The organism is Blautia sp. HCP3S3_C12, assembly GCF_052064155.1.
In the GTDB taxonomy this organism is placed as follows: Bacteria; Bacillota; Clostridia; order Lachnospirales; family Lachnospiraceae; genus Blautia_A.
The window spans coordinates 18,528-44,976 of record NZ_JBQHWC010000006.1; the positions used below are offsets into that span (position 1 = coordinate 18,528).

General features: G+C 41.6%; 32 protein-coding genes and 2 pseudogenes. 26 read left to right on the plus strand and 8 right to left on the minus strand.

Going from position 1 to position 26,449, the window contains the following annotated elements; all coding sequences use genetic code 11:
• Position 1: 1 nt before the first annotated feature.
• The 14 genes from ACTNDS_RS07160 (at position 2) to rsfS (ending at position 9,864) form a co-directional block, all read left to right on the plus strand.
• Positions 2-304, plus strand: coding sequence for an STAS domain-containing protein (locus ACTNDS_RS07160; RefSeq protein WP_173743927.1), 303 nt, complete (start codon positions 2-4; stop codon positions 302-304).
• A gap of 87 nt (positions 305-391) precedes the next feature.
• Complete coding sequence (locus tag ACTNDS_RS07165) at positions 392-799, plus strand: ATP-binding protein (RefSeq protein ID WP_441034685.1); 408 nt, start codon at positions 392-394, stop codon at positions 797-799.
• 1 nt (position 800) lies between these two features.
• Positions 801-1,439 carry a 4'-phosphopantetheinyl transferase family protein gene (locus ACTNDS_RS07170; protein ID WP_441034687.1) on the plus strand — a complete coding sequence of 213 codons (639 nt, stop codon included), beginning with the start codon at positions 801-803 and terminating at the stop codon, positions 1,437-1,439.
• 196 nt (positions 1,440-1,635) lie between these two features.
• The gene (locus ACTNDS_RS07175) at positions 1,636-3,507 is read left to right on the plus strand and encodes a TIGR03960 family B12-binding radical SAM protein (RefSeq protein WP_441034689.1); all 1,872 of its coding nucleotides are present in this window, start codon (positions 1,636-1,638) and stop codon (positions 3,505-3,507) included.
• On the plus strand, positions 3,491-4,198 hold the full coding sequence (locus ACTNDS_RS07180) for a TIGR03936 family radical SAM-associated protein (RefSeq protein WP_441034690.1): 708 nt from the start codon (positions 3,491-3,493) through the stop codon (positions 4,196-4,198). The genes ACTNDS_RS07175 and ACTNDS_RS07180 overlap by 17 nt, the downstream gene beginning before the upstream one ends.
• Entirely contained in the window at positions 4,191-5,399 is a 1,209-nt protein-coding gene (locus ACTNDS_RS07185) for a ribonuclease E/G (RefSeq protein WP_441034692.1), read from the plus strand. Before ACTNDS_RS07180 ends, ACTNDS_RS07185 begins: the two co-directional genes overlap by 8 nt.
• A 208-nt stretch (positions 5,400-5,607) precedes the next feature.
• Positions 5,608-5,913, plus strand: coding sequence for a 50S ribosomal protein L21 (gene rplU, locus ACTNDS_RS07190; protein WP_019161701.1), 306 nt, complete (start codon positions 5,608-5,610; stop codon positions 5,911-5,913).
• Positions 5,914-5,925: 12 nt separating this feature from the next.
• On the plus strand, positions 5,926-6,246 hold the full coding sequence (locus ACTNDS_RS07195) for a ribosomal-processing cysteine protease Prp (protein WP_441034694.1): 321 nt from the start codon (positions 5,926-5,928) through the stop codon (positions 6,244-6,246).
• 4 nt (positions 6,247-6,250) lie between these two features.
• Positions 6,251-6,538 carry a 50S ribosomal protein L27 gene (gene rpmA, locus ACTNDS_RS07200; RefSeq protein WP_008703124.1) on the plus strand — a complete coding sequence of 96 codons (288 nt, stop codon included), beginning with the start codon at positions 6,251-6,253 and terminating at the stop codon, positions 6,536-6,538.
• A gap of 75 nt (positions 6,539-6,613) precedes the next feature.
• Positions 6,614-7,909 (plus strand): GTPase ObgE, encoded by a 1,296-nt coding sequence (gene obgE / locus ACTNDS_RS07205; RefSeq protein WP_441034697.1) that lies wholly within the window; start codon positions 6,614-6,616, stop codon positions 7,907-7,909.
• A gap of 29 nt (positions 7,910-7,938) precedes the next feature.
• Positions 7,939-8,235, plus strand: a complete 297-nt coding sequence (gene yhbY / locus ACTNDS_RS07210; RefSeq protein WP_026076968.1) for a ribosome assembly RNA-binding protein YhbY — start codon at positions 7,939-7,941, stop codon at positions 8,233-8,235.
• Between the two features lie 15 nt (positions 8,236-8,250).
• Positions 8,251-8,886, plus strand: coding sequence for a nicotinate-nucleotide adenylyltransferase (gene nadD / locus ACTNDS_RS07215; protein WP_441034699.1), 636 nt, complete (start codon positions 8,251-8,253; stop codon positions 8,884-8,886).
• A 7-nt stretch (positions 8,887-8,893) separates the two neighbouring features.
• Positions 8,894-9,505 carry a bis(5'-nucleosyl)-tetraphosphatase (symmetrical) YqeK gene (gene yqeK, locus ACTNDS_RS07220; RefSeq protein WP_173743933.1) on the plus strand — a complete coding sequence of 204 codons (612 nt, stop codon included), beginning with the start codon at positions 8,894-8,896 and terminating at the stop codon, positions 9,503-9,505.
• Positions 9,505-9,864 (plus strand): ribosome silencing factor, encoded by a 360-nt coding sequence (gene rsfS / locus ACTNDS_RS07225; protein WP_173743934.1) that lies wholly within the window; start codon positions 9,505-9,507, stop codon positions 9,862-9,864. The genes yqeK and rsfS overlap by 1 nt, the downstream gene beginning before the upstream one ends.
• Before the next feature lie 66 nt (positions 9,865-9,930).
• On the opposite strand, the gene lexA is transcribed toward rsfS, so the two are convergent.
• Positions 9,931-10,551, minus strand: coding sequence for a transcriptional repressor LexA (gene lexA, locus ACTNDS_RS07230; RefSeq protein ID WP_019161694.1), 621 nt, complete (start codon positions 10,549-10,551; stop codon positions 9,931-9,933).
• Between the two features lie 272 nt (positions 10,552-10,823).
• Here lexA and ACTNDS_RS07235 point away from each other — a divergent pair, with 272 nt between their 5' ends.
• The 12 genes from ACTNDS_RS07235 to ACTNDS_RS07290 all read left to right on the plus strand — a co-directional run bounded on the left by ACTNDS_RS07235 (position 10,824) and on the right by ACTNDS_RS07290 (position 22,636).
• A complete protein-coding gene (locus ACTNDS_RS07235) occupies positions 10,824-12,305 on the plus strand; it encodes an HlyD family efflux transporter periplasmic adaptor subunit (RefSeq protein ID WP_441034702.1) in 1,482 nt (493 codons plus the stop codon).
• A gap of 34 nt (positions 12,306-12,339) precedes the next feature.
• Positions 12,340-13,041: a YggS family pyridoxal phosphate-dependent enzyme gene (locus ACTNDS_RS07240; RefSeq protein ID WP_441034704.1), complete on the plus strand. Its 702-nt coding sequence runs from the start codon at positions 12,340-12,342 to the stop codon at positions 13,039-13,041.
• An 18-nt stretch (positions 13,042-13,059) separates the two neighbouring features.
• Complete coding sequence (locus ACTNDS_RS07245) at positions 13,060-13,722, plus strand: cell division protein SepF (RefSeq protein WP_186993886.1); 663 nt, start codon at positions 13,060-13,062, stop codon at positions 13,720-13,722.
• 6 nt (positions 13,723-13,728) lie between these two features.
• On the plus strand, positions 13,729-14,481 hold the full coding sequence (locus tag ACTNDS_RS07250) for an RNA-binding protein (protein WP_441034706.1): 753 nt from the start codon (positions 13,729-13,731) through the stop codon (positions 14,479-14,481).
• 19 nt (positions 14,482-14,500) lie between these two features.
• Positions 14,501-15,592, plus strand: coding sequence for a 3-dehydroquinate synthase (gene aroB / locus ACTNDS_RS07255; RefSeq protein ID WP_441034708.1), 1,092 nt, complete (start codon positions 14,501-14,503; stop codon positions 15,590-15,592).
• Positions 15,589-16,110, plus strand: a complete 522-nt coding sequence (lspA, locus tag ACTNDS_RS07260) for a signal peptidase II (RefSeq protein WP_441034710.1) — start codon at positions 15,589-15,591, stop codon at positions 16,108-16,110. Before aroB ends, lspA begins: the two co-directional genes overlap by 4 nt.
• Positions 16,111-16,118: 8 nt before the next feature.
• Positions 16,119-17,033: an RluA family pseudouridine synthase gene (locus tag ACTNDS_RS07265; protein ID WP_441034712.1), complete on the plus strand. Its 915-nt coding sequence runs from the start codon at positions 16,119-16,121 to the stop codon at positions 17,031-17,033.
• Between the two features lie 70 nt (positions 17,034-17,103).
• The gene (locus ACTNDS_RS07270) at positions 17,104-17,736 is read left to right on the plus strand and encodes an AAA family ATPase (RefSeq protein WP_433844356.1); all 633 of its coding nucleotides are present in this window, start codon (positions 17,104-17,106) and stop codon (positions 17,734-17,736) included.
• Between the two features lie 130 nt (positions 17,737-17,866).
• Positions 17,867-19,318 carry an AI-2E family transporter gene (locus ACTNDS_RS07275; RefSeq protein WP_441034714.1) on the plus strand — a complete coding sequence of 484 codons (1,452 nt, stop codon included), beginning with the start codon at positions 17,867-17,869 and terminating at the stop codon, positions 19,316-19,318.
• Positions 19,319-19,368: 50 nt separating this feature from the next.
• Positions 19,369-19,815: a D-aminoacyl-tRNA deacylase gene (gene dtd, locus ACTNDS_RS07280; protein WP_173743944.1), complete on the plus strand. Its 447-nt coding sequence runs from the start codon at positions 19,369-19,371 to the stop codon at positions 19,813-19,815.
• 64 nt (positions 19,816-19,879) lie between these two features.
• Complete coding sequence (locus ACTNDS_RS07285) at positions 19,880-21,430, plus strand: peptidoglycan DD-metalloendopeptidase family protein (RefSeq protein ID WP_441034717.1); 1,551 nt, start codon at positions 19,880-19,882, stop codon at positions 21,428-21,430.
• 126 nt (positions 21,431-21,556) lie between these two features.
• The gene (locus ACTNDS_RS07290) at positions 21,557-22,636 is read left to right on the plus strand and encodes a tyrosine-type recombinase/integrase (RefSeq protein ID WP_441034719.1); all 1,080 of its coding nucleotides are present in this window, start codon (positions 21,557-21,559) and stop codon (positions 22,634-22,636) included.
• A gap of 51 nt (positions 22,637-22,687) precedes the next feature.
• Here ACTNDS_RS07290 and ACTNDS_RS07295 read toward each other — a convergent pair whose 3' ends face one another.
• The 7 genes and pseudogenes from ACTNDS_RS07295 to ACTNDS_RS07325 all read right to left on the minus strand — a co-directional run bounded on the left by ACTNDS_RS07295 (position 22,688) and on the right by ACTNDS_RS07325 (position 26,436).
• Entirely contained in the window at positions 22,688-22,945 is a 258-nt protein-coding gene (locus tag ACTNDS_RS07295; RefSeq protein ID WP_173743947.1) for a hypothetical protein, read from the minus strand.
• A 120-nt stretch (positions 22,946-23,065) separates the two neighbouring features.
• A complete protein-coding gene (locus tag ACTNDS_RS07300; RefSeq protein ID WP_173743948.1) occupies positions 23,066-23,485 on the minus strand; it encodes a twitching motility protein PilT in 420 nt (139 codons plus the stop codon).
• A gap of 727 nt (positions 23,486-24,212) precedes the next feature.
• Positions 24,213-24,371: a rubredoxin gene (locus ACTNDS_RS07305; protein ID WP_441034722.1), complete on the minus strand. Its 159-nt coding sequence runs from the start codon at positions 24,369-24,371 to the stop codon at positions 24,213-24,215.
• Positions 24,372-24,464: 93 nt separating this feature from the next.
• Positions 24,465-24,842, minus strand: a pseudogene (locus ACTNDS_RS07310) (desulfoferrodoxin family protein).
• A 12-nt stretch (positions 24,843-24,854) separates the two neighbouring features.
• On the minus strand, positions 24,855-25,397 hold the full coding sequence (gene rbr, locus ACTNDS_RS07315) for a rubrerythrin (protein WP_226851432.1): 543 nt from the start codon (positions 25,395-25,397) through the stop codon (positions 24,855-24,857).
• Between the two features lie 18 nt (positions 25,398-25,415).
• A pseudogene (locus tag ACTNDS_RS07320) lies at positions 25,416-26,036 on the minus strand (flavin reductase); the annotation flags it as partial.
• Complete coding sequence (locus tag ACTNDS_RS07325) at positions 26,029-26,436, minus strand: Fur family transcriptional regulator (protein ID WP_441034724.1); 408 nt, start codon at positions 26,434-26,436, stop codon at positions 26,029-26,031. The pseudogene ACTNDS_RS07320 and the gene ACTNDS_RS07325, both read right to left, overlap by 8 nt.
• Between the last annotated feature and the right edge of the window lie 13 nt (positions 26,437-26,449).

The window sequence follows — 26,449 nt, forward strand, 5'->3', positions numbered from 1 at the left end:
AATGGAAATTATTACAAAAACAGAAGGTAACAAAGCAACTATGGAAATCAGCGGATGGCTTGACACCCAGACAGCTCCTCAGTTAGGAGAAGCACTGTCCGGACTTGATGACAGCATTACAAGTCTGGTCTTTGATTTTGCAAAGCTGGAGTATATTTCATCTGCAGGCTTACGTCAGGTGATCGTAGCTTACAAAAAAATGGCCCAAAAGGATGGATTTAAGATCATCAATGTTTCTGATGAAGTTTATGATGTGTTCAGCCTTACCGGATTTGACAGCAAGATCGATATTCAGAAAAAGTAACCGCAAAACCTGTTACAGGCTGCAGATTTTCTGCAGTCTGTAATGAAAAATGGGTTACCCAAAAACGGTAACCGGATAGGAGGGCCTATGGGGATACCTGCTGCCACACAACAGGAACAATATCTGCAACTATCCTGTAATTTAGCGGAACTTAAAAAAATAAAAGAATGTATTTTTCAGATAGCCTGCAAAAGTAACCAGGAAATCAATAAGAAAATTTATCTTGCCTGCGAGGAGATCTTTGTGAATATTGTCAGCTATTCCGGCGCAGATCATGCCCGGTTTTTCTGCAGCAGAAATGCAGATAAGATAACTGTTATTTTCACAGATAACGGAAGGCTTTTTAATCCCCTTGAAAGCAGGCCGGAAAAAGATTTTAATGATTTCGATGAAGGCGGGATGGGGATCATGCTTGTAAAGGAGCTGTGTTCTGCCATCAGCTACAGCAATACTGACGGAAAAAACAATCTCAGGATGGAATTTACAGATCACTGATATGCTAAAATTATACAGAATCAATATTAATCATTTTAAAGATCCTCTGGAGGATAAAAGGCTCCTGCAGCTGGTAGACGACAGCCGCAGGCAAAAAGTCCTCCGGTATCTGATGCCTGATGACAGAAAGAGAAGTCTGGGTGCAGGGATCATTATCCGAAAGATACTCAACGAGAACGGTCTTTGTGAAGATTGTCTGAAGTATTCAGAAAATGGAAAGCCTGTTGCGGATAATGTTTTTTTTAATATTTCCCATGGAGGAGATTATGTTGTGGGAGTGGCCTCAGACTGTGAGGTCGGATGCGATATTGAGAAGAATGGGAATGCTCCTCTTGAGGTTGCAGAGCGCTACTTCTATTTGTCGGAGCTTGAATATATAAGATCTGCAGCTGATAAAAGCAGGGCTTTTTTTACCCTCTGGACTTTAAAGGAAAGCTATATGAAGATGACAGGACGGGGAATGAGCCTTTCCCTGGATTCCTTTGAGGTTGTTCCCCAAGGAGAAGGATTTATCCTGGGAAAATCTGTGGAAAAAGGATGCTTTTTCAAAACAGCAGAGTTTGACAGTCATATTTTTTCCGTCAGCAGAGAATTACCTTTTACTTTCGATCCGATGGATTTTCATGAGATTCTTCTGTAGAAGGGAGTTATCATCTAATTGCCGGCTTCCGATGATTACGTATATGAAAGGGATAACGGTAATCAGAATCTTCTTGAACTTTTCTCTTGAATGTGTATATAATAGGAATACTATGGTGTCTAAGTCTGATCTTGCATATCCAGACACCTGGTATTCCTGTTTTTTTGGATATGTACTTTATTTCGAAAGGAACGCAATGAGAAAATTAGCATTAAGTGATGAAATTTTAATGAAGGTTGACAAAGCTGCCCGTTACATCGGCGGTGAAGTCAACTCTGTAATGAAAGATAAGAATGACGTAGATATCCGCTTTGCCATGTGCTTCCCGGATGTTTATGAGATCGGTATGTCTAATCTGGGCATGATGATCCTCTACAACATGTTCAATGAACGTGAAGATGTCTGGTGTGAGCGTGTCTTTTCTCCGTGGATGGATCTGGATAAGATTATGCGTGAGGAACATATTCCTCTCTTTGCCTTGGAATCCCAGGAGCCTGTAAAGGAGTTTGATTTCCTTGGTATTACCCTTGGATATGAGATGTGCTATACCAATGTGCTTCAGGTACTTGACCTGAGCCATGTTTCACTTCTGGCAAAGGATCGTAAGGAAGATGACCCTATCGTCATCGGCGGCGGTGCCTGTGCATATAATCCGGAACCCATCGCAGAATTTTTTGATATGTTTTATATTGGTGAGGGTGAGACTGTCTATGATGCTCTGTTTGATGCCTATAAGGCAAACAAGGCAGCAGGCGGCTCCAGAGCAGACTTCCTGTTTGCAGCTTCCCAGATTCCCGGAATCTATGTTCCCTCTTTATACAATGTAACCTACAAAGAAGACGGCACTATTGCCTCCTTTGCACCGGAAAAAGAAGGGGTACCGGAAAAAGTCTGTAAGCAGCTGATCACCGATGTCACTAAGGATTACCGCGCAATCAAAGCTCCTGTTGTACCTTTTATCAAAGCAACCCAGGACCGTGTTACCCTGGAGATTCAGCGTGGCTGTATCCGCGGTTGCCGTTTCTGCCAGGCAGGTATGATTTATCGCCCTACCAGAGAGCGTAATGTAGAGGATTTAAAGGCAAGTGCCAGAGAAATGCTTCAGAATACAGGACATGAGGAGATTTCCTTAAGTTCTCTAAGCTCCAGTGATTACTCTGAGCTGAAGGAACTGGTAAACTTCCTGATCGAAGAATTTCATGGCAATGCTGTCAATATCTCTCTGCCATCCCTGCGTATCGATGCTTTTGCCCTGGATGTTATGAGCAAGGTACAGGATGTAAAGAAGAGCAGCCTTACCTTCGCACCGGAAGCAGGCTCCCAGCGTCTGCGTAATGTTATCAACAAAGGTCTGACAGAGGAAGTGATTCTTCACGGTGCAGGAGAAGCATTTAAGGGCGGATGGAACCAGGTAAAGCTTTATTTTATGCTTGGCCTTCCTACAGAAACAGAGGAAGATATGAAGGGAATCGCCCATCTTGCCCAAAAGATCGCTGAAACCTATTATGAGGAAGTTCCAAAAGAACAGAGGAAAGGTAAGGTACAGGTAAATGTAAGTACTTCATTTTTTGTACCAAAGCCATTCACTCCATTCCAGTGGGCAGGCATGTACAGAGAGGAAGATTTCGTAGAGAAAGCAAAGGTCGTAAAAAACGAGATCCGCGCACAGGTAAACCAGAGAAGTATCCGCTACAGCTGGCATGAGCCGGATGTTACGATCCTGGAGGGCTTCCTTGCAAGAGGTGACCGCCGCTGTGCACAGGTGATCCTGAAAGCTTATGAGAAGGGCGCAATCTATGATGCCTGGTCAGAAAGCTTTGATTATCATATATGGAAAGAAGCTTTTGCAGAAACCAATACAGACATTGATTTCTATACACTCCGGGAACGTTCTACAGAGGAGATCCTTCCATGGGATTTCATTGATGCGGGAGTGACCAAAAAATTCCTGATCCATGAATGGGAACAGGCAAAGAAAGAAACTGTAACACCAAACTGCCGTCAGAAATGTTCCGGCTGTGGTGCTATGCGTTATGGCGGAGGTGTATGTTATGAAGGTAAGAATTAAATTCAGCAAAGAGGGTCCTGTTAAATTTGTGGGACATCTGGATACCATGCGTTATTTCCAGAAAGCCATCCGCAGGGCGAATCTTCCTGTTGCTTTTTCCGGAGGTTTCAGTCCTCACATGATCATGTCCTTTGCAGCACCTCTGGGTGTTGGTACTGAGAGTCTGGGAGAGTACTTCGATCTGGAGCTGGCAGAAACTGTTCCTACTTCAGAGATTACCAGACGTCTGGATGCCGTGATGGTGGAAGGTGTCCGTGTGATCAGTACCCGTCAGGTAGAAGATGGCAAAGCAGGTAAGGCCATGTCTCTGGTAGCTGCTGCCGATTATTATGTAGAATTCCGTCCGGGCAAAGAACCGGAGATTTCCTGGAAGGATAAGATTAATGATTTCCTGGTACAGCCGGAGATCAAGGTTATGAAAAAAACCAAACGCAGTGAAAAGGAAATAGATATCCGTCCCTTTATTTATAAAATGGAACTTCAGGGAGACAAGATCTTTATGATGCTTGCTTCTGCAAGTGCCAATTATACAAAGCCGGAACTTGTAACTGATACCTTTTTCGCATGGCTCGGTGCAGAGCTTCCGGACTTTGCCTACACTATTAAACGTCTGGAAGTATATGCAGATAAGGGTACAGAGGATAACCACAAATTCGTTACTCTGGAATCATTAGGAGAAGAAGTTGAATAAGCTTATTATTACGAAAATGAAAATCTGCCAGGTTCCCTGTTATGTATGTGCCCGGGAAGAGGATGGCAGGATCATGGAGCTTCGCTTTGAACCCATAGATCATAAATCTGCCCTGGGAAACATTTATGTAGGACAGGTAGAAAATATTGCGGCCAACATCGGAGCTGCTTTTGTTCAGATTTCTGCAGGGGAACGCTGTTATCTGCAGCTGTCTGATGTTCAGGATGCCATCTATGCCTCTGTCAAAAAGGAAAACAGGCCTATAAAACCGGGAGATGAAATTCTGGTTCAGATCAACAGAGAAGCTATGAAGGGAAAGCTTCCTGCTGTGACTACCAATCTGAATTTTACAGGAAAATATCTGGTTCTCACCACAGGAGATAAGAAATTTGGACTTTCCAATAAGCTTTCCAATGATGACCGAAGCAGACTCAGCAAATGGATGGAAGAAGAGATTCACCGTCCGGATAAGGAATATGGTCTTATTGTGCGTACCAATGCAGCAGATGCATCCAAGGAAGAGCTTCTGCGGGAGCTGGAATATCTTAAATCACTGTACCGAAAAGTAGCTGTAGCCGGAAAATCCCGTACCTGCTTTAGCTGTATTTATAAAACAGAACCCATTTATATTTCTGCAGTCAGGGACATTAACAGCCGAAGCCTGGAAGAGATTCTGACAGATGTACCGGAGATTTTTCAGGAAATTTCCGGTTATCTGAAGGAAAACAGCCCGGAAGAAACAACCAAAATCCGTCTTTATGAGGATAAACTGCTTCCTTTATATAAGCTTCATCGTCTGGAGACTGCTTTGGAAGAGATCAGACACGAAAAGGTCTGGCTGAAAAGCGGGGGATTCCTGGTAATACAACAGACTGAGGCTTTTGTATCTATTGATGTAAACAGCGGAAAATTCACTGGCAGAAAGAAAATGCAGGAGACTTACCGTAAGATCAATCTGGAGGCAGCAGGAGAAATTGCCAGACAGCTGCAGCTTCGCAATCTGTCCGGCCTTATACTGATTGATTTTATTAATATGGAAAATCCGGATCATCAGGATGAACTGTTCCATGTTCTGCAGAAGCATCTGCGGCGGGATCCTGTAAAAGCAAAGGCTGTGGATATCACACCTCTGCATATTCTGGAAATGACCAGAAAAAAGGTGCGCAAACCTGTAATAGAAGAGCTCAGGGAATTACGATAAGCAGAAGTCTTTGTTTCTGGTTTGCAATAATATGATTATGTAAATCTATTTTTGCAAAAAATATTAAAAAAGAAATATTAAAAAAAAGGAAAAAACATATTGACAAATCATTTTTTGTTCGATATTATTAACGAGATGCCGCACAGAGAGGTTTAAGTGCCATAAGGCCACCATATCTGGCGAGTAAAGATTATAGGAGGTGCCACAGATGTACGCAATTATTGCAACAGGTGGTAAACAGTACAAAGTTGCTGAAGGCGACGTAATCAGAGTTGAGAAACTCGGTGTTGAAGCTGGTGAAACCGTTACTTTTGATAATGTTATTGCAGTAAGCAATGACGGATTCAAAGCAGGTGAGGATGTTAAAGGTGCCAGTGTTACCGCTACTGTAGTTGAGAATGGTAAAGCAAAGAAAGTTATCGTTTACAAGTACAAGAGAAAAACTGGATATCACAAGAAAAACGGTCACAGACAGCAGTACACTAAAGTAAAAATCGAAAAGATTAACGGTTAATCTGGTGTCATTATGATTACAATTACAGTTAAGAAGAGAAAAGGTACTTATCTGGAACTGATATCAAAGGGACATGCAGGATATGCAGAGGAAGGACAGGATATTGTCTGTGCCGCTGTATCTGTGCTGATCATCAACACAGTGAATTCTCTGGAGGCTTTTACAGACGATAAGTTTGAAGCCAAAGAGGATGATGGTTATGTTTCTATCCGATTTACAGCTCCGATTACGGAGAAGGGTAAACTTCTCATGGATTCCCTTATCCTCGGATTAACAGAAATTGAGCATAGTTATAACAATCGATATTTGACAGTAAAAGTCAAGGAGGTGTAACAACATGATGAAAATGAACCTTCAGTTATTCGCACATAAAAAGGGAGTTGGTTCTACAAAGAACGGTCGTGACTCCGAATCTAAGAGATTAGGTGCGAAGAGAGCAGACGGACAGTTTGTAAAAGCTGGAAATATTCTTTACAGACAGCGCGGAACTAAGATCCATGCTGGTGAAAACGTAGGATGCGGTAAAGATTATACTTTATTCGCACTCAAAGACGGCGTTGTAAGATTTACCAGAAAAGGACGCGATAAGAAACAGGTTTCTATCGTTCCAGTAGAAGCAGAATAATCTGGTTAGGCGAGAGGCTTCAAATCTGTCAGGGTTTGAAGCCTTTCTTTAAATTTAAAAGATGAGGTGTGTCAAATGTTTGCAGACAGAGCGAAAATTTTTATCCGCTCCGGTAAAGGCGGCGACGGCCATGTAAGTTTCCGCAGAGAATTATATGTTCCCAATGGCGGACCTGACGGCGGTGACGGCGGCCGTGGCGGAGATGTCATATTTGAGGTAGATGAAGGCCAGAACACCCTTGGCGACTACCGACACAAAAGAAAATATAAAGCTCAGGACGGTGAAGAAGGCGGCAAAAAGCGCTGCCACGGTGCCGACGGAGCAGATGTGGTATTAAAGGTTCCGGAAGGAACTGTGATCATGGACGCTGCATCCGGTAAGGTAATTGCAGATATGTCCGGTGAAAATAAAAGGCAGATCGTATTAAAGGGCGGCAAAGGCGGCAAAGGAAACCAGCACTATGCCACAGCGACCATGCAGGTTCCAAAGTATGCACAGCCCGGACAGCCGGCCCAGGAGCTGGAGGTTCTTCTGGAACTGAAGGTAATTGCTGATGTTGGACTGGTAGGATTTCCAAATGTAGGAAAATCCACCTTTCTTTCCAGAGTCACCAATGCACAGCCCAAAATTGCCAATTATCATTTCACCACCCTGAGTCCGAATCTGGGTGTAGTAGATACAGAAAACGGTGGCTTTGTCATCGCAGATATTCCCGGACTGATCGAGGGTGCATCTGAGGGTGTAGGGCTTGGCCATGAATTCCTGCGCCATATTGAGCGTACCCGGGTAATCATCCATATTGTAGATGCAGCTTCCACAGAGGGACGTGATCCTATTGATGATATTTACAAGATCAATAAAGAGCTGGAAGCCTATAATCCTGAAATTGCTTCCAGACCCCAGGTGATCGCAGCGAACAAAATCGACTGTATTTTTACAGAGGATGGGGAAGAAAGCCCCATTGATAAGCTGAAAAAAGAATTTGAACCAAAGGGTATTCAGGTATATGCCATTTCCGCTGTCAGCGGTCAGGGTGTACGTGAGCTCCTCTTCCATGTAAAAGAACTGCTGGATAACTGTAAGCAGGAACCTATCGTATTTGAACAGGAATTTTTCCCGGAAGATATGCTTATGTCCGAGAACCTTCCTTATACAGTGGAGCAGGATGCCGAGGATCCTACCATCTTTATTGTAGAAGGACCAAAGATCGAAAAGATGCTTGGTTATACAAACCTGGATTCCGAAAAAGGCTTTGCTTTCTTCCAGCGTTTTCTTAAGGAAGGCGGTATTCTGGATGAACTTGAAAAGGCAGGCATCCAGGAGGGAGATACCGTCCGTATGTACGGATTTGACTTTGACTATTATAAATAAGTTTTTCAAACAGAGGACATTAAAATATGATAACAAGTAAGCAAAGAGCATATTTAAAGGGTCTGGCAATGACTATGGACCCAATCCTTCAGCTTGGCAAGGGAGGACTTACTCCTGAGAACACTGCTTCTGTAGATGAAGCACTTGCAGCGAGAGAGCTGATCAAGATCAATGTTCTTCAGAATTGCCTGGAAGATTCCAGACAGATGGCTGAGACTCTTGCAGAACGTACCCGTTCTCAGGTGGTACAGGTGATTGGCAGAAAAATCGTACTGTACCGTGAAGGAAAAGACGACAAAAAGAAAATTGTATTGCCAAAGAAATAATAAATGGAGAATTTTATGTCTGACAGCAGAAAAAGAGTAGGAATTATGGGCGGCACCTTTGATCCCATACATCTGGGTCATCTGATCCTTGGGGAAAAAGCCTATGAACAACTCCATCTGGACAAGGTTCTTTTTATGCCAAGCGGAAACCCGCCCCACAAAAGGAACCGACAGGGAAGGGCCACAGATGATCAGCGTGTGGAAATGGTCAGGAAGGCAATCTGTGGGAATCCGCATTTTGAGCTTTCCCTGACAGAAATGCATGAAAATGGTTATACTTATACCTATCATACCCTTGAGATTATGAAAAAGCAGAATCCGGATACAGATTATTATTTCATTATCGGAGCAGATTCTCTCTATGACTTTGACTCCTGGATGAAGCCTGACAGGATCTGTCAGAACTGTATCCTGGTAGTAGCTGTCAGAAACCATACCTCAGTTGCGGAGCTGGACAGAGAAATGGAACGTCTTTCCCTTAAATATAAGGGGACATTTCTGAGACTGGATACTATGAATATTGATATCTCCAGCGAAACTATCCGCGACTGGATCAAAGAGAAAAAAAGCATTCGATATTATGTGGCGGATCAGGTGATTTCTTATATTGAAGAAAATCATATTTACAGTCCGGTCAAAGAGAAAGGATGATTTTCCAATGGCAGAATACGACTTTATAAAAATGGAGAAGAAGCTTGCCAAATATCTGGATGAAGACCGTTACGCCCACACCATGGGAGTGATGTACACCTGCGCAGCACTGGCTATGGTACACGGCTGTGATCTGACCCAGGCACAGACTGCAGGCCTTCTTCATGATTGCGCAAAATGCATTCCAAATAAAAAGAAATTAAAAATGTGCAGTCAGCACAAGATTCCGGTAACTGAATTCGAACAGACCCACCCCTTTCTGCTCCATGCAAAGCTGGGAGCCTATGTGGCAAAAGCAAAGTACGGGGTGACTGACCAGGAGATCCTTTCTTCTATCACTTGGCATACCACAGGAAAACCGGATATGACCTTGCTGGAAAAAATTGTATATATTGCAGATTATATTGAGCCTAAACGTGACAAGGCGCCAAATCTGGACTTTGTCCGTAAACTGGCTTTTCAGGATCTGGATGAATGCATGTATGAAATCCTGAAGGATTCTCTTGCCTACCTGGAGGAGAATCCCAAGGATGTTGACACTACAACCAAGGAAGCCTTCTTGTATTATAAAGATTTGCATATAAAGAGAGCTTCCCAGACAGAAAAGGAGATCAACTGATGAGCAGAGAACTGGAAATGGCAAAGCTTGCCTGCCGCGCTCTTGACGAGAAAAAGGGGAAGGATATTAAGGTGATTGATATCCATGAAGTATCTGTGATCGCAGATTATTTTGTAATTGCCAGCGCTTCCAACCAGAATCAGGTACAGGCAATGGTAGATAATGTAGATGAGACTCTGGGCAGAGCCGGATTTGAGGCAAAACAGATTGAGGGAACCCGCAATTCCAGCTGGGTACTTATGGATTACGGCGATATGATCGTTCATGTATTTGACGAAGAAAACCGTCTTTTCTACGATCTGGAAAGAATCTGGAGAGATGGAAAGGAACTGGATATCAGCCAATTTCTGGAGAAATAAAAAGCAGGAGATATGCCCACAGAACTCTGTGGCTGTATATCTCCTTTTTTCATAAATAAAATAACCTTATTTGTAAAGTCTGAACACTCCAAACACCTTGCCCAGAATCTCCAGTCCCTCATGGATCAGGATAGGATCCATAGTATCATTCTCCGGCTGAAGACGATAGTAGCCTTTTTCCTTGTAAAAAGTCTTCACTGTAGCTCCGTCCTCCATCAGTGCCACCACAATATCCCCGCTTTCTGCAGTAGACTGCTTGCGGACGAGAACCTGGTCTCCGTCAAATATTCCGGCATTTATCATACTTTCGCCTTTTACCTTCAGCATGAAGCTCTGCTCATTTGGCATAAACTCTGCAGGAACAGGAAAATATCCCTCAATATTCTCCACCGCAAGAAGAGGCTGTCCGGCAGCCACAGTACCCACGATCGGTACATTTACCACCTCACGGCGTACCAGATTGAAATTGTCATCAATGATCTCTATAGCACGGGGTTTGGTAGCATCTCTGCGGATGTATCCGTTTTTCTCCAGAGCTTCCAGATGTGAATGCACGGAGGAGGTTGACTTAAGGCCTACTGCCTCACAGATTTCACGTACTGCCGGAGGAAAGCCTCTGTTCAGGATTTCATTTTTGATATAATCAAGAATCTCCTGCTGTTTCTGTGTAATTCTGCCATATGCCATAACGGTTGTACCTCCCGAATCTTTTATAATTTATAATTATAACACATCCTGTACTTAAACGCAAACGGATATTCGGAAAATACGTTCGTTACTGTTCTCTTCGTTCACAGTAACGTAGCCAAAATTCATTCCTGATTGCCTACGGCAATGGAATTTTGGCTTGCATGTCTCGGGATAGTGGTGTGTGAACAGCAACATACGTTCTACTCTTGTTTTTATATAGATATGATGTTACAATATTTTGGAATGAATTTTTTAAAGGAGGCAGCCCTTTGCCTGATAATCATAAAAAACAAAAAAAAGCGCCGGGAATCCTTGCCAGATTCAGCAAAATATTTGGCCTGAATATCGGAACCATTATGTTTGGAGTACTGTTTGTATATATGGCTTTCAGTGGAATTCTGTATCTGACTACTCCCCATATAGAATCCTACCAGGTAACCTCCGGCCCCTTATCAAGAAATGAAACCTATACCGGTCTTGCAGTGAGGGAAGAATCTGTCTGCAAGGCTTCCTCATCCGGATATATCACCTATTATGCCAGAGAAGGAAGTAAGATCAATGCAAACGGAGCTGTATACGGAATCAGCAGCACGAAATCCGCTTCCTCCACCTCCCAGCTTTCCCAGGATGAGCTTTCCAGTATAAGAAATGATATGATGAGCTTTTCCAAAAGCTTTAATTCCAGTAAATTTAACAATACCTACAGTTTCAAATATGATCTGAAGGGAAATATCCTTCAGTATGCAGAAAGCGCAGCTTCTACAGCACCTCTGACCTCTGATGAAAGGGATACAGACCAGGATTCATCCGATAACACCGCAGACACTGCGGAACAGGTCACCAGCTATGTAGGAGATGAATCTATAAACAAGGCAGAATCTGACGGGATCATCCTGTACTCTGTGGATAATTATGAGGGCAAAACTGTAGATACTGTCACTGCAGAGGACTTTGACCAGAATTCCTACCATGAAACAGATTTAAAAACTTCAGATTCTGTTAAGTCAGGAGATGATATTTACACGATCATTACTGATGAACGCTGGAGTCTTTTAATCCCCTTAAGTGACAAACAGGCAGAGAAATTAAAGGATCGGTCTGCCATCCGTGTAAAGTTTCTGAAGGATGATATGACTCAGACCGGTGATTTTTCTATTATTACCATTGATGGCGGCAAATACGGACAGATTGATTTCAGCAAGGGACTGATCCGTTATGCATCTGACCGTTTTCTGGATATTGAGCTTGTAACCAATACAGTGGTAGGATTAAAGATTCCCCTTTCCTCCATTGTGACCAAGGACTTCTATGTGATCCCGGACAAGATGGCAGCTACTGATCCCAAAACCGGCAATACAGGTTTTATAATGGAAGAGAAGACAAAATCAGGAAAAAATGCTTCTGTCTTTAAGGATGTAAGTATTTATGCAAAAATTGAGGATCCGGTCACAGATCAGACAAAGGAATCCTCGGAAACCACCTATACCTATTATGTAGACAAAAGCGCTTTCAAAGAAGGTGATGCCATTGTAAATCAGGAAACAGGTGAACGCTATATCATAGGAGAAACAGATACTCTGGAAGGCGTGTACTGCATTAATAAAGGCTATGCTGTTTTCCGCCGTATTGAGGTACTTGACCAGAATGAGGAATACGCTATTGTTTCCAGAAATACCACCTATGGTCTCTATAGATATGATCATATCGTAAAAAACGCAGATAAAGTAAAAGAAGAAGATATTTTGTATTAAAGCCATTAACTTAAAAATAAGAGGAGGCAGTAAAATGTTAGCAGATAATTTGGCAACTGTGCAGAAAAATATAGAACAGGCCTGCCTGAAAGCAGGACGTGACCCCAAAGAGGTAACCCTTGTAGCAGTAAGTAAAACAAAGCCTGTGGAAATGCTTCAAGAGGCTTATGATGCAGGTGCCCGTGTGTTTGGAGAAAATAAGGTACAGGAGATCATGGATAAATATGACAGACTGCCCTCAGATATCCAGTGGCACATGATCGGTCATCTGCAGCGCAATAAAGTAAAATATATTATTGATAAGGTTGCAATGATCCATTCCGTGGATTCTGTGCGTCTGGCTCAGACCATTGAGCAGGAAGCTGCAAAAAAAGATCTCTGTATGCCGGTACTCATCGAAGTGAATGTAGCGGAAGAGGATAGCAAATTTGGCCTGAAAACCTCTGAAGTCCTTCCTTTTATAGAAGAAATTGCTTCTTACCCCCACCTGAAGGTAATGGGACTTATGACGATTGCTCCTTTTGTCTCAGATCCCGAGGAAAACAGAGAAGTTTTTCGCAAATTAAGGAAATTAAGTGTTGACATCAGGGAAAAAAACATTAATAATATTACTATGAGTGTTCTGAGCATGGGAATGACCAATGACTATCAGATCGCTGCTGAGGAAGGATCAACAATGGTGCGTGTGGGAACAGGTATCTTTGGTGAAAGAGATTACTCAATAAAAGAAGAATAAAGAAGATTGGAGATTAAAATGGGCGTTTTAGATAAATTTTTAGATGCCATCAAATTAAATGATGATTATGATGACGATGGATTTCTGGACGATGATCTGTTAGAAGGAGAGGATGACGAGGATTTCCTGGATGATGATTTTGAGGACAAACCAAAGAAGAAATTCTTTGATAAATTCACTAAAAAGAAGGATTCCTCTGAGGACGAAGACTTTGATGATTTCGATGAGAAGCCACTGAAATCAGAATCCAAACAGACATCTTCCCTTAAACAGCCAACAGCTTCCGCTGCAGCGAAAGCTCCGGCCAGACAGGAACGTGCAGAACGCCAGACACGTCCGGCAGCATCTTCCAAGATCACTCCTATGAGAAGCAGCCGTAAAGCTTCCCAGGGACCAAATATGGAGGTGTGCGTGATCAAACCGTCTTCTATGGAGGATACCCGTGAAATCGCAGATACACTGGTCGACAACTCTACTGTAATTTTAAATCTGGAAGGAATCGATGTGGAACTGGCACAGAGAATCATTGATTTCACATCAGGGGCCTGTTATTCTCTGGGCGGAAGCCTTCAGAAAGTATCCAGCTACATTTTTGTACTTGGACCTTATAATGTAGACATCACCGGTGATCTCCAGAATATACTGGGAGGAGCTGCACCTTCTGTGCGCGCAGGCTATTGATCTCCCATGGAGAAGAATGACTTCTTTTTAAAGAGGATCCGTGAACTGGCTGATCTTTCTTACCAGAGAGATATTGTGACTTTTTCGGATTTTCTTAATCTGAATGAACAGAATATGGTTAATAGTCTCCGGCAGCAATTTCCGCAGATCATTGTGGAATCCTCCGGCGGCTATGCGAATGCGGAGCGTCAGATGGTGGCTTTTCATCCTGATGCTCTTGCTTTTACCTGGGAATATCCTATAGACTGCCTGAAGATTGAACCAAAATCCCTGAAATTTTCAGAAGAACTGACCCACAGAGATTATCTGGGTGCCCTGCTGAATCTGGGCGTGGACAGAGCCATGATTGGGGATATCCTGGTTCAGGAAAAGGCTGCCTGGTTTTTCTGTAATAAAAAAATGACGGATTTTTTTATTAAAAATCTGTGCCGTGTCCGTCATACCAATATTCTGATCACTGTTGTAGATAAGCAGGCGGAACTTCCTGCACCTAAAATGGAAACTATTCATGGCACCTGTGCCTCTGTCCGTCTGGATTCTCTCATTGCACTGGCTTTTAAAGCATCCAGAAGCAGTATGGTGTCTTATATTGAAGGGGGACAGGTTTTTGTAAATGGAAAGCTGATTACCTCCAATGGTTATGAACCCAGAGAGGGAGATATTATCTCAGTCAGAGGGAAGGGACGTTTTATCTATGATGGCATGTCCCATCAAACCAGAAAAGGACGGAGCAGTATACAGTTAAGTTTATATATTTAAATGACAGGAGGGTATTGAAATGGCAGAACAGAAATTACTTGTAAAACGTGAGGGAGATTTTCATTATCCAATCTATTTTGAAAAAGATTTTTCCGGACTGGCACAGGCTGTAAGGGAAGAAGGACTGTCCGGACATAAAATTTGTGTTGTCACTGACAGTCACGTAGAGCCTTTGTATCTGAAGTCTGTAATGGATTCTCTGCAGGAGGTTTCTTCCCAGATATTTTCCTTTGTCTTTGAAGCAGGGGAAAAAAATAAGAATCTGGACACAGTACAGGAACTGTACCGTTCTCTTATTGAACATGAAATGGACCGCAAGGGGCTCCTGGTTGCTTTAGGAGGCGGTGTGGTAGGTGATCTGACCGGATTTGGTGCAGCCACCTATCTGAGAGGAATTGATTTTATCCAGGTTCCAACCACCCTTCTTTCCCAGGTTGACAGCAGTGTGGGCGGAAAAACCGGTGTGGATTTCCAGCAGTATAAAAATATGGTTGGAGCTTTTCATCAGCCCCGTCTTGTCTATATGAATCTGTCTGCTTTAAATACACTTCCCCAAAAAGAATTTGCCTGTGGAATGGGTGAAATCCTGAAAACCGGTCTTATCTGTGACGGAGAATTTTTCCGATTTATCTGTTCAAATCAAAAAACAATCCAGGAGCTGGATTATACCCTTCTGTCCCAAATGATCCGCAGATGCTGTGAGATCAAAGCAGGAGTGGTAGAACGTGATCCCAAAGAGCAGGGTGAGAGAGCTCTTCTGAATCTTGGACATACAGTTGGACATGCTGTGGAGAAATTAAAGAATTTCCAGCTGCTCCATGGTCAGTGTGTAGGGCTCGGTCTGGTCGCAGCTGCATATCTTTCCATGCAGAGAGGACTTCTGACTCAGGAAGAATATAATGAAATCCGTAATGGATGTGAAGCCTTTCATTTGCCCCTTGCTGTAGATTCTCTGAAAGCCGAGGAGATTCTGGCAGCCACAAAGAAGGACAAAAAAATGGAAGCCGGACATATTAAATTTATCCTGATGGATGGAATCGGCAAAAGTTTTATTGACAAAACCGTGACGGATATGGAACTTTTAAGCGCCATCCGGGAGATTCTGTCATGAAAAGGGAAGGAACTTCAAATCTCCCTTTTCCTGCCTGGACAGGTATGGTCCTGACTCTGCTTCTTATCCTGATAGATCAGGTAACAAAGTTTCTGGCACTGTCACAGTTAAAGGGAAATCCGGATATCATTCTGATCCCAGGTGTTTTACAGCTGAAATATCTGGAAAACAGAGGAATGGCCTTTGGAATGCTTCAGGGAAAGATTCCTCTGCTGATAGCTTTATGTCTTCTGTTTTTCTGTGTATTTTTGTATATTTATATTAAAATCCCCAAAACACGGTATTATCTTCCTCTCATCTGTACAGCCCTTGTTCTGGCGGCAGGTGCTGTTGGAAATCTGATCGACAGAGTATTCCGCGGTTATGTGATCGATTTTATTTACTTTTCACTGATTGATTTTCCTGTATTTAATGTGGCAGATATTTATGTGGTATGCAGCGGCATATTTTTGGTTTTTTGCGTATGTTTCAAATATAAAGATGAAAACGATTTTCGCTTTCTGAATAGAAAAAATTAGGAGCAGAAATGAAAATTCTTAATTATGTAGTTTCAGACGGTCAGTCCGGTATCCGGATTGACCGGTATCTTTCCGATTCAAACGAAGACCTTTCCCGTTCTTACATTCAAAAGCTTCTGAAAGAACAAAAGGTTACAGTTCAGGGAACTTTTGTCAAGGCAAACTATAAGGTACAGGCAGGAGATGTGATCACTGTGGAAGTGCCGGATATGACAGAGCCTGACATTCTTCCGGAGGACATTCCTCTGGATATCCTTTATGAAGATGAGGATGTTCTTGTAGTTAACAAGCCAAAGGGAATGGTAGTGCATCCCAGTGCAGGGCATACTACAGGGACACTGGTAAACGCCATCATGGCACACTGTAAGGAGAATCTGTCCGGTATCAATGGTGTCCTGCGTCCGGGAATCGTCCATAGGATCGATAAGGATACCACAGGAGCACTTCTGGTCTGCAAAAATGATAATGCCCACAGAGATCTTGCCCTACAGTTGAAGGAGCACTCTATCAAACGTCGCTACCGCGCAATTGTAGCAGGTGTGATCAAAGAAAATGAGGGAACCATTGAGGGTCCTATCGGACGTCATCCGGTTGACCGAAAAAAAATGGCGATCAATTACAAAAACGGAAAAGAGGCAGTCACTCATTACAGGGTACTGGAGCGTTTTCCCAATGCCACCTATGTGGAATGCCGTCTGGAAACAGGGCGCACCCATCAGATCCGTGTCCACATGACAAGTATAGGGCATCCCCTGCTTGGCGATGAAGTATATGGCTCAGGCAAGAATCCTTACCATCTTCAGGGTCAGACTCTTCATGCCATGATTTTGGGATTTGTGCATCCATCTACAGGAGAATATATGGAGTTTACAGCACCTTTACCAGAATATTTTGAGAAGCTTTTGGAAAAATTGCGAAAATAGTTTGCTTTTTCAACAATATAATGTATAATATATTTACAATAAGCTAGGTGACAGAAGGGAGTGTAGTATTATGAATAGTACAAGTTCAATTATCACAATCGGTCGTGAATATGGAAGCGGCGGAAGACAGATTGGTCAGGAAGTTGCCAAATATTTCGGAATTAAATGCTATGATAAGGAGCTTCTTGAACATGCAGCCAATGAGAGCGGAATCTGCAAGGAGCTTTTTGAAAATCATGATGAAAAACCAACCAACAGCTTTCTGTATTCTCTTGTAATGGATACATATTCCTTTGGTTATTCCTCAGCAGGCTTTACAGATATGCCAATGAATCATAAGGTTTTCCTGGCCCAGTTTGATGCCATCAAGAAACTGGCTTCCGAGGGTCCTTGCGTAATGGTGGGACGATGTGCAGATTATGCTCTGGCTGAATATAAGGATTGTTTCAGTGTATTTGTACATGCAGATATTGACTGGCGAATCAGCCGTTTATCTCAGAAACACAATAAAACAGCCAAAGAAGCCAAGGACATGATCAACAAAACCGATAAGAGCCGTTCCAGCTATTATAATTATTATACTAATAAAAAGTGGAGCGCTGCATCCAGCTATAATCTGTGTGTAGACAGCAGTAAGCTGGGGATCGACGGAGCAGCAAAAACCATTATCCAGACTGTACAAATTTTTGATTCCACAAAATAATAACTGTTAAAAAGTCCTCTGCTAATGCAGAGGATTTTTTTGTCCTGTATTTTTATTAAAATTCTATTAAATGCAGAGACTTTTATTAAAATAAATGTTATAATCGTAACAGTTTATAAAGGAGGACAATATGAAATTTCGTTGGGATAACAAATATCTGCACTGGGGTGTAACCGCTTTTATGGTAATTGCCGCCAGTATGCTGTTTTATTATGGGATTTTCCATATGAAAACGCTGATCACCGGAATCAAAACATTTCTGGGAATCATGGCACCTATTGTATATGGTGTGATCCTTGCCTATGTTCTGAGCCCCCTGATTAATTTAATGGAGAAAAAGCTTATTTATCCACTGCTTGATAAAAGAGAGATCCATTTACAGAAAAAAGGCAGGAAAGCTGTCCGCTGGGCATGTGTTCTGGTTTCCATGCTTGCCTTCTGGATCCTTATCTATACTTTGATCATGATGGTGCTTCCACAGCTGATCCGAAGCTCCATGAATATTATTTACAGCTTTCCTTATTATGTAAAGGTCATTGAGAAATGGCTGAATTCTTTTGTACAGCATGGATGGAAGCTGAATTCTGAAACCATCGATATGATGAATCAGTATTCTGCCAAATTGCAGGAGTATCTCACCACCAATATTCTTCCACAGATGCAGAATATGCTGAAAAATGTTTCTGATGGAATCTTTGATGTACTGATCTTCATGAAAAACTTTCTCATCGGTGCCATTGTGGCTCTCTATGTGCTTGCAGACAAGGAGAAGTTTATTGCTAAGAGCAAAATGTTTGTATATGCCATTTTGCCTTCCAAATGGGCAAACACACTGATCCATGCCATGCGCTTCACAGACAAAACCTTTGGCGGTTTTCTCTATGGTAAACTGGTGGATTCCGCCATCATCGGTATCTTATGCTATATTGGAATGCTTTTATTGGATATGCCTTATCCCATTCTGATCAGTGTGGTCATTGGTGTGACTAATGTGATTCCTTTTTTTGGACCATACATTGGGGCAATCCCCTGTATTCTTCTGATTTTAGTGGTTGATCCCCTGAAGGGTATCTACTTTGCAATTTTCATTCTGCTTCTTCAGCAGTTTGACGGAAATATCCTTGGTCCAAAAATCCTGGGCGAAACCACCGGTCTGTCCAGCTTCATGGTCATTGTAGCCATTCTCATAGGCGGAGGACTGTTCGGAGTTCCGGGTATGATCGCAGGAGTACCGGTATTTGCAGTGCTTTATGCAATGATATGGAGATTGATCAGTCATTCCCTTGGCGATAAAAAAATGCCTCTTGAGGAGGAATCCTATGTAGATATCGATTGCCTGAACACGGAAACCGGCGAAGCGATCCCCCTGAAAAAACAGGAGAGGCACCACATTTCACCGGAAAAGCTGGAGGCCCAGAAAAATAATTTCTTTATGAAAATCTGGAATCCTTTATGCAGAATCGTGTGTATTATCTGGGAGTATATCAAAAAACTTGTAAACTCCCTGTGGCTTTATATAAAGAAATTATTTCTGCAGATAAAAGATAAGATAAAAAATAATAAAAATACATCAGAAAAATAGTTACTGATATATAAGAAAGATATTATAAAAGATATGAGGGGAAATCAAAAATGAAATTACTGATACAGAGGGTAAACTATGCGCAGGTATGCGTAGATGGAGAAATTGTAGGCAAAATTGGAAAGGGCTTCCTGGTTTTTGTAGGGGTCGGTCAGAATGACACCAGAGAAATTGCTGACAAATATTTGAAAAAAATGCTGGGACTTCGAATCTTCGAGGATCAGAATGGAAAGACCAATCTGTCCCTGAAGGATGTTAACGGAGAGCTTTTGATGGTATCCCAATTTACCCTGTATGCTAATTGCAGACACGGTAACAGACCGGGCTTTACAGATGCCGGTGCTCCGGATATGGCCAATGAACTGTATGAATATATGCTGAACGAAGCTGCAAAACAGGTTCCTGTGGTAGAACATGGTATTTTTGGTGCAGATATGAAAATATCTCTTGAGAACGATGGCCCCTTTACCATTATCCTGGATGAATCACTTCTCTGATAAGGTAACAATAATCAATTTTGGCATCTTTTTGTATAGAATATAATGGGGGCTTTATACTAAGATGAAGCGAAAAACAAACAACAGGAAGCAGTGTCTGGCAATATTGGTGCTGACTATGCTCATACTGACATTATCCGGCACCGGATTGATGACAACTGCAGTCCGCACAGAGGCTGCCCAGAAGAAGACCGGATTTATTAAGAAAAACGGTTCCTGGTATTACTATGATCAGAAAGGGAAACTGGCAAAGGGCTGGTATAAAACATCTTCAGGTCATATGTATTATTTTGGAAAAACCGGTGCAGCAAAGGCCGGAATCCTGTCCATTTCCGGAAAGAAATACTGCTTCAATGAGAAGGGTAAAATGCTTACCACCTGGCAGACCGTCAATGGAAAGAATTATTTTTTTGATGAGAAAAAGGGCTATATGTACACTGGCTGGATCACTACAACCGCCGGAAATAAATATTATTTCTGGAAGGATGGTGTGATCCGTTCCGGTTTCCGAAAAGTAGGAAACAAGATATATTGTTTCTCAGATAAGGGAAAAATGCTGAAAAACTGCTTTGCCAAAAAAGGAAAGGCTACTTATTATCTGAAATCCAATGGAACTCTGGCTAAGGGACGTCTTAAGATTCAAAAATACTGGTATTCCTTCCACCGTGAAACCGGACAGCTTGTACGGAAGGGATGGTACAAGGAGACAGATGGTTCCTATTATTATGCCGCATCCAATGGAAGATTGGTGAAGGGTTTTTATAAGCCGGATTCTTATTATCGGTATTTCCGTTCTTCTGACTGTAAATTAATGACAGGATGGCAGGAAATTGACGGTTATAAATACTATTTTAAAGAAAAAAACGGCATCCGTTATGATAATTGCTTCCTGAAGGATAAATCTGGAAACAGATATTATTTTGACTCAAATGGCAAGCTGGTTGTCAAAAAATGGGTCAAAAAATCCAGTTCCTATTACTATTCCCAGGCAGACGGTACACTGGCCTCCGGATGGCTTACACTGGGGGGAAACAAATATTATCTGAATCCTTCTACCTGTGTAAGGGAAATCGGATGGGTCACTGTAGATGGAGAAAAATACTATCTGGATCCCGCCACAGGCATCCTGGCTCAAAATCAATGGGTCGGCACTGATTACGTAGGAGAGAACGGAGCAATGATACCTGAGTATCATAAAGTGTCGTTTCGGTGGCCTTTAAACTCCAGTTACAATTATATCAGCAGCTATTTCGGAAACAGAGAATCTCCGGGAGGTATTGGTTCCACCAATCATAATGGCATCGATATTCCGGCACCTACAGGCACACCGATCTATGCAGCAGACAGCGGTACAGTCATTACAATGCAAAAACCGTCAGAAAGCGGAGGTGCAGGCTATTATACCAAAATTGACCATGGAAAAGGATTTGTCACTGAATATATGCATCAATCTAAATTTCATCCCAAAGTCAAAGTCGGTACCAAAGTAACCAAAGGACAAATTATTGGATATGTTGGCAGTACCGGCAACAGTACCGGACCACATTTACATTTTGGTGTGATCGCAAATGGTACAAATCAGAATCCATTAAATTACGTAAAGCGTCCCTCATAAAAGGGATGCTTTACCACATATAACAGACTCATTTAAGGGTTTATGTGTAATTTATCTTGATCTATTTGAAAAACCGGCGTTTGTCGTATAGATTGAACGCCCACTTCTACAGGAGCAAATGAGCAAATGAATAACCAAAACGATTATAATGACAACAAAAAAATTACCTATCATGAACAAACAGATATTTCTAATATTCTGAAGCTTCGTGAAGTTCTGAAAACTCTTCCTCCTTTCTGCAGGGATTATTTCAGGGCTATGGATCCGGTTACCACAACCAATACCAGAATTTCCTATGCCTATGACATACGGATCTTTTTCCAGTTTTTACTGGATGAAAACCCTGCCTTTAAAAATTACTCTTTAAAGGATTTTACTGTTGATGTCCTGGATCAGTTAAAGGCGGTTGATATTGAGGAATATCTGGAATATCTGAAGGTCTACAAAAATGGTGACAAAACCGAAACCAATGGGGAACGCGGAATGAAACGTAAGCTTTCTGCTTTAAGAAGCTTTTACGCCTATTATTTTAAACATGAATTCATAAAAACAAATCCAACTGTTCTTGTGGATGTACCAAAGATCCATGATAAAAGCATCATTCGGCTGGATTCCGATGAGGTTGCTCTCCTGCTGGATCACATAGAACATTGCGGCGATGAGCTTACCGGACAGAAAAAGGCTTATTATGAAAAAACAAAAGAACGGGATCTGGCTATTGTTACTCTCCTGCTCGGCACAGGAATACGTGTATCTGAATGCGTAGGACTGGATGTGGAGGATATTGATTTTAAAAATAATGGTATCAAGATCACCCGAAAAGGCGGCAACGAAATGGTTGTATACTTCGGTTCGGAAGTGGAACGGGCTCTGCGCCAATACCTGACAGTTCGGGAGGGAGTTACTCCTGTAACCGGACATGAACACGCTCTCTTCTACTCTACTCAGCGAAAACGCATTGGTATCCAGGCTGTAGAAAACCTTGTAAAAAAATATGCACGGGCAATTACTACAACCAAGAAAATCACCCCCCATAAGCTCCGAAGTACTTATGGTACTGCTCTCTATCAGGAAACAGGTGACATATACCTTGTAGCCGACGTATTGGGCCATAGAGACGTTAATACAACCAAGAAGCATTATGCAGCCATGGATGACGCAAGACGGCGTAAAGCGGCTTCTGCAGTGCATTTACGGGAAGATTAAAAAGGAGCAGATCAGAAACTGATCTGCCCTAATTTTTATTCTCTGGACTGATTATTCATCAAAATTTGTCTCAAAAACCCCCTCCGGAGTCCGCATTGTCAGAACTCCCAGATTAAATTCATCATCCATCACTGTAATATGATATTCAAAAATAACATCATCATCAAATTTGGACAATAAAACATAAGAACCATTTTCCTTCCCATCTATCTGATCACAGATATCATTATATACCGCTTCCCCTGAAATGCTTCTGGGATACCCGGCTTCTGTAATTTTTTTCTCAATTGCATGGTATAACTCTTCCATTTTTATTAACCTCTTTCTGTGCCACAAAAAGGATATCTGGCATGTTATATGGAGATATCCTTTTCGCATTTCGTTATGTAATTTTAAAATTTAATAAGAGTCATTTCCTGGTTGTCATTATTATAAAGCCACGATAACTTTCTCATGGAATATTTCAGGAAGTTCTTCTTTGTCTAAAGACATACTGATTATAAAAGTAACGTTAAACTGAGTTCCAATGGATTCTAACTGCTCAAGGGTACTTGTAACATCCTTACCCTCCAGCTTGGCTACCTTCAGAAAACTGTCAAGATAAATCTGCTCGAGATCATGATCCTGTGAAAGAATACCACAAATAAATCCTACAAATTCATCTGCATTCTTAATCGGGAAGCCGGATACATCGATCAGACGAACCTTATTATTCAGTTCATACATGTGCTTGGTGCTTTTGTCCAAATAAACAATGCTACCATTCGCTTCTTTAACCGCTCCATTCACTTTGTCTAAAAGTACTTTTGTTTTGCCTTTACCTTTCTTTCCTACAATCAGTTCAACCATCCTGTTTTCCTCCTTAGACACATATAATATTAATTATTACTAAATTCCTCAATTAATATGTTTCAATTATAGTGCATATTATCATAAAATTCAAGAGGTTATTTGCTTTTTTTGTGAATTTTTATTGAATTTAAAAAAATGCATGTTTTTACTGGAATTTAACTTCTGAATTTCGTTTGTCAAGCGTTCATCTGTAACGTGATTATACAATTCCATTGTCATTTTCATAGAAGCATGACCCATGATATCCTGCAATGTTCTTGGGTCAACTGTTTGTAACCGCTGGTTTACTATGGCTTCTGCTGACTTCTCGTCATTCGTTGTTACTCACGGATTTCATACTCTGTTTCCATCCGCTGACGAGACCTCCCTAGGTACCACACGTCACTTTCTCTCCATATATCTGCCACATTTACTACAGATAATTCCGAGTAGTTATTGGACTTCGACTTGTTATGCAGCCTTATCCTTAACTGTAGCCTGATGTGATTTCTATTCGTCAGACCGGAGATTTGCCTCCACCTTCCTTCAGATTCCCCTCGCGTTAATCATGGTCGTTGCCATGAATAGGACACCCTTGGTCTCGGCTGTATCCTTCCCACTACTAGGGCGGATTAGGAACTTTCATCCATTAGCGACGTGCGCCGCTAGGCGCACATAAAAAACCCTGTTGCTCACGCACCAGGGTTTTGGTTTATCCATCCGTATTTAACAAAAGATTAGGCTTCTATTCAACTTCTGAAAACTCATCTTTTCCAACATTACATAATGGGCATTCAAAATCTTCCGGAACATCTTCCCATTTTGTTCCTGGTGCAATACCACCTTCCGGGTATCCAATCTCCTCGTCATACTCCCATCCGCATACATCACATACATATTTCATTATTGAATCCTCCTTTTAAAATATTGTTCATTCACAGCTATTTTGATTTTGTATCCTTATTACTCTATAGTATTCGTATGTACAAAGTTTATTTTAACATTTCCATAATCCATGTAAATTGCAGTATGCATATACTTCCTCCACCTGCTCTCCGTCACAAAGACAGAAATCTGCAACCGGCTCCTGTCTTGGATTTAACTGTTTTCTATAAACGCCCTGATTGGTATTTAATTTAATGTAATCCATTCAATAAAGTGTTCTTCAAGCATTGGATGTTTGATTTCTCCAACACAACATGAACCAGATTACCGTCTAGTGTATATACCGGTACATGCTTCTCGACAGCAACATCTGTCACTCCGGCTTTCAGTTCCGGCATCAGCTCTCCACAACAAATTACAGGTACACCTTTGTCTTTACCTTTTCAACAATGTTTCCACAATGCTTACATACATAATATTTTACTTCCATGTCTATTCTCTCTTAATAATTCTCTGCACGTACTTCAAAATAACTCTGCGGATGATTGCATACCGGGCATACCTCTGGAGCCTTTGTTCCGACTACAATATGTCCACAGTTACGGCATTCCCATACCTTCACTTCGCTCTTCTCAAACACCTGAGCAGTTTCAATGTTCTTAAGAAGTGCACGATATCTCTCCTCATGGTGCTTTTCAATTTCTCCTACTGCTCTAAATTTTGCTGCAAGCTCAGGGAAACCTTCTTCCTCTGCTGTTTTAGCAAAGCCATCATACATATCTGTCCACTCGTAGTTCTCTCCTTCTGCAGCAGCAGCTAAGTTTTCTTTTGTATCACCAATTCCTGCTAATTCCTTGAACCACATCTTTGCATGTTCTTTCTCATTATCTGCAGTCTTTAAAAACAATGCTGACATCTGCTCGTAACCTTCCTTTTTCGCTACAGAAGCAAAATAGGTATACTTATTTCTTGCCTGTGATTCCCCTGCAAATGCCTCCTGTAAATTCTTCTCTGTCTGTGTTCCTGCATATTTGTTTGCTGCCATCTCTTTTACCTCCGTTTTCTTTACTACTTTTTCAAAATCTGATGCCGGGTGCTTGCACAAAGGACATATAAAGTCATCTGGTAATTCCTCGCCTACATATTCATATCCGCAAATTCTGCATCGCCATATTGTCTGACTGTCCTCTGTTTTTCCAACCTCCTGTGGCTTAGGCTTAATATTATTCTGATAATAATCATATGTTACTGAAGGAACATTGCTTAAAACTTCCATATCGGTTATCTCACCGATAAACATCGTATGTGAACCCAAGTCCTCTGTTTTAGTAACTGTCACAGAAATGTATGCATTTGTACCTTCTGTAATATAATAAATACCATTTGTGCCCCTGGCACACTGCTCAAATGCTTCAAACTTATTGGTATCTCTTCCTGATTGGAAGCCAAAATGTTTGAACAATTCAAATTGTGCCTTCTGACTTAAGACTGATACAGTAAATTTTCCGGTTCTTTGAATCATATCATGCGTATAATTTGCCTTATTTACACAGATACTTAACTGGTTTGGTGCCGAAGCTGCCTGAATGGCTGTATTAATGATGCATCCGTTATCTTTTTCTGCTTCTTTAGCGGTCAATATAAACAGTCCATAACTCAACTTATACATTGCTTTCCTATCCATGCTGTCCCCCCTTTACCTTCTCCCTGCATTTCGGGCAAATGCCTTTAAACGAAATATCATAATCCACAAATTCAATTCCATGAGTGTTATGAATTCTTTCCAGCAAATCCGGTATTTGATCCATATCCACATCAAAAATTTCACCGCACTTTATACATCTTACATGGTAATGATTTTTCAATATAAAATCAAATCGGTTCGGTCCATCCGGAACTTCAACCTTTCTTAATGCACCTTCCTCTACCAATATATCAAGATTTCTATATACAGTTCCTTTTCCAATTGTTGGATATGCTTCTTTTATAAATTCATACACTTCATTTGCCGTAACGTGTCTTCTCATTTCGTATACGGTATTTCTTACAAGATCTTTTTGAATGGTATTTCTCCTACTTGTCATTCGTCTTCCTTAT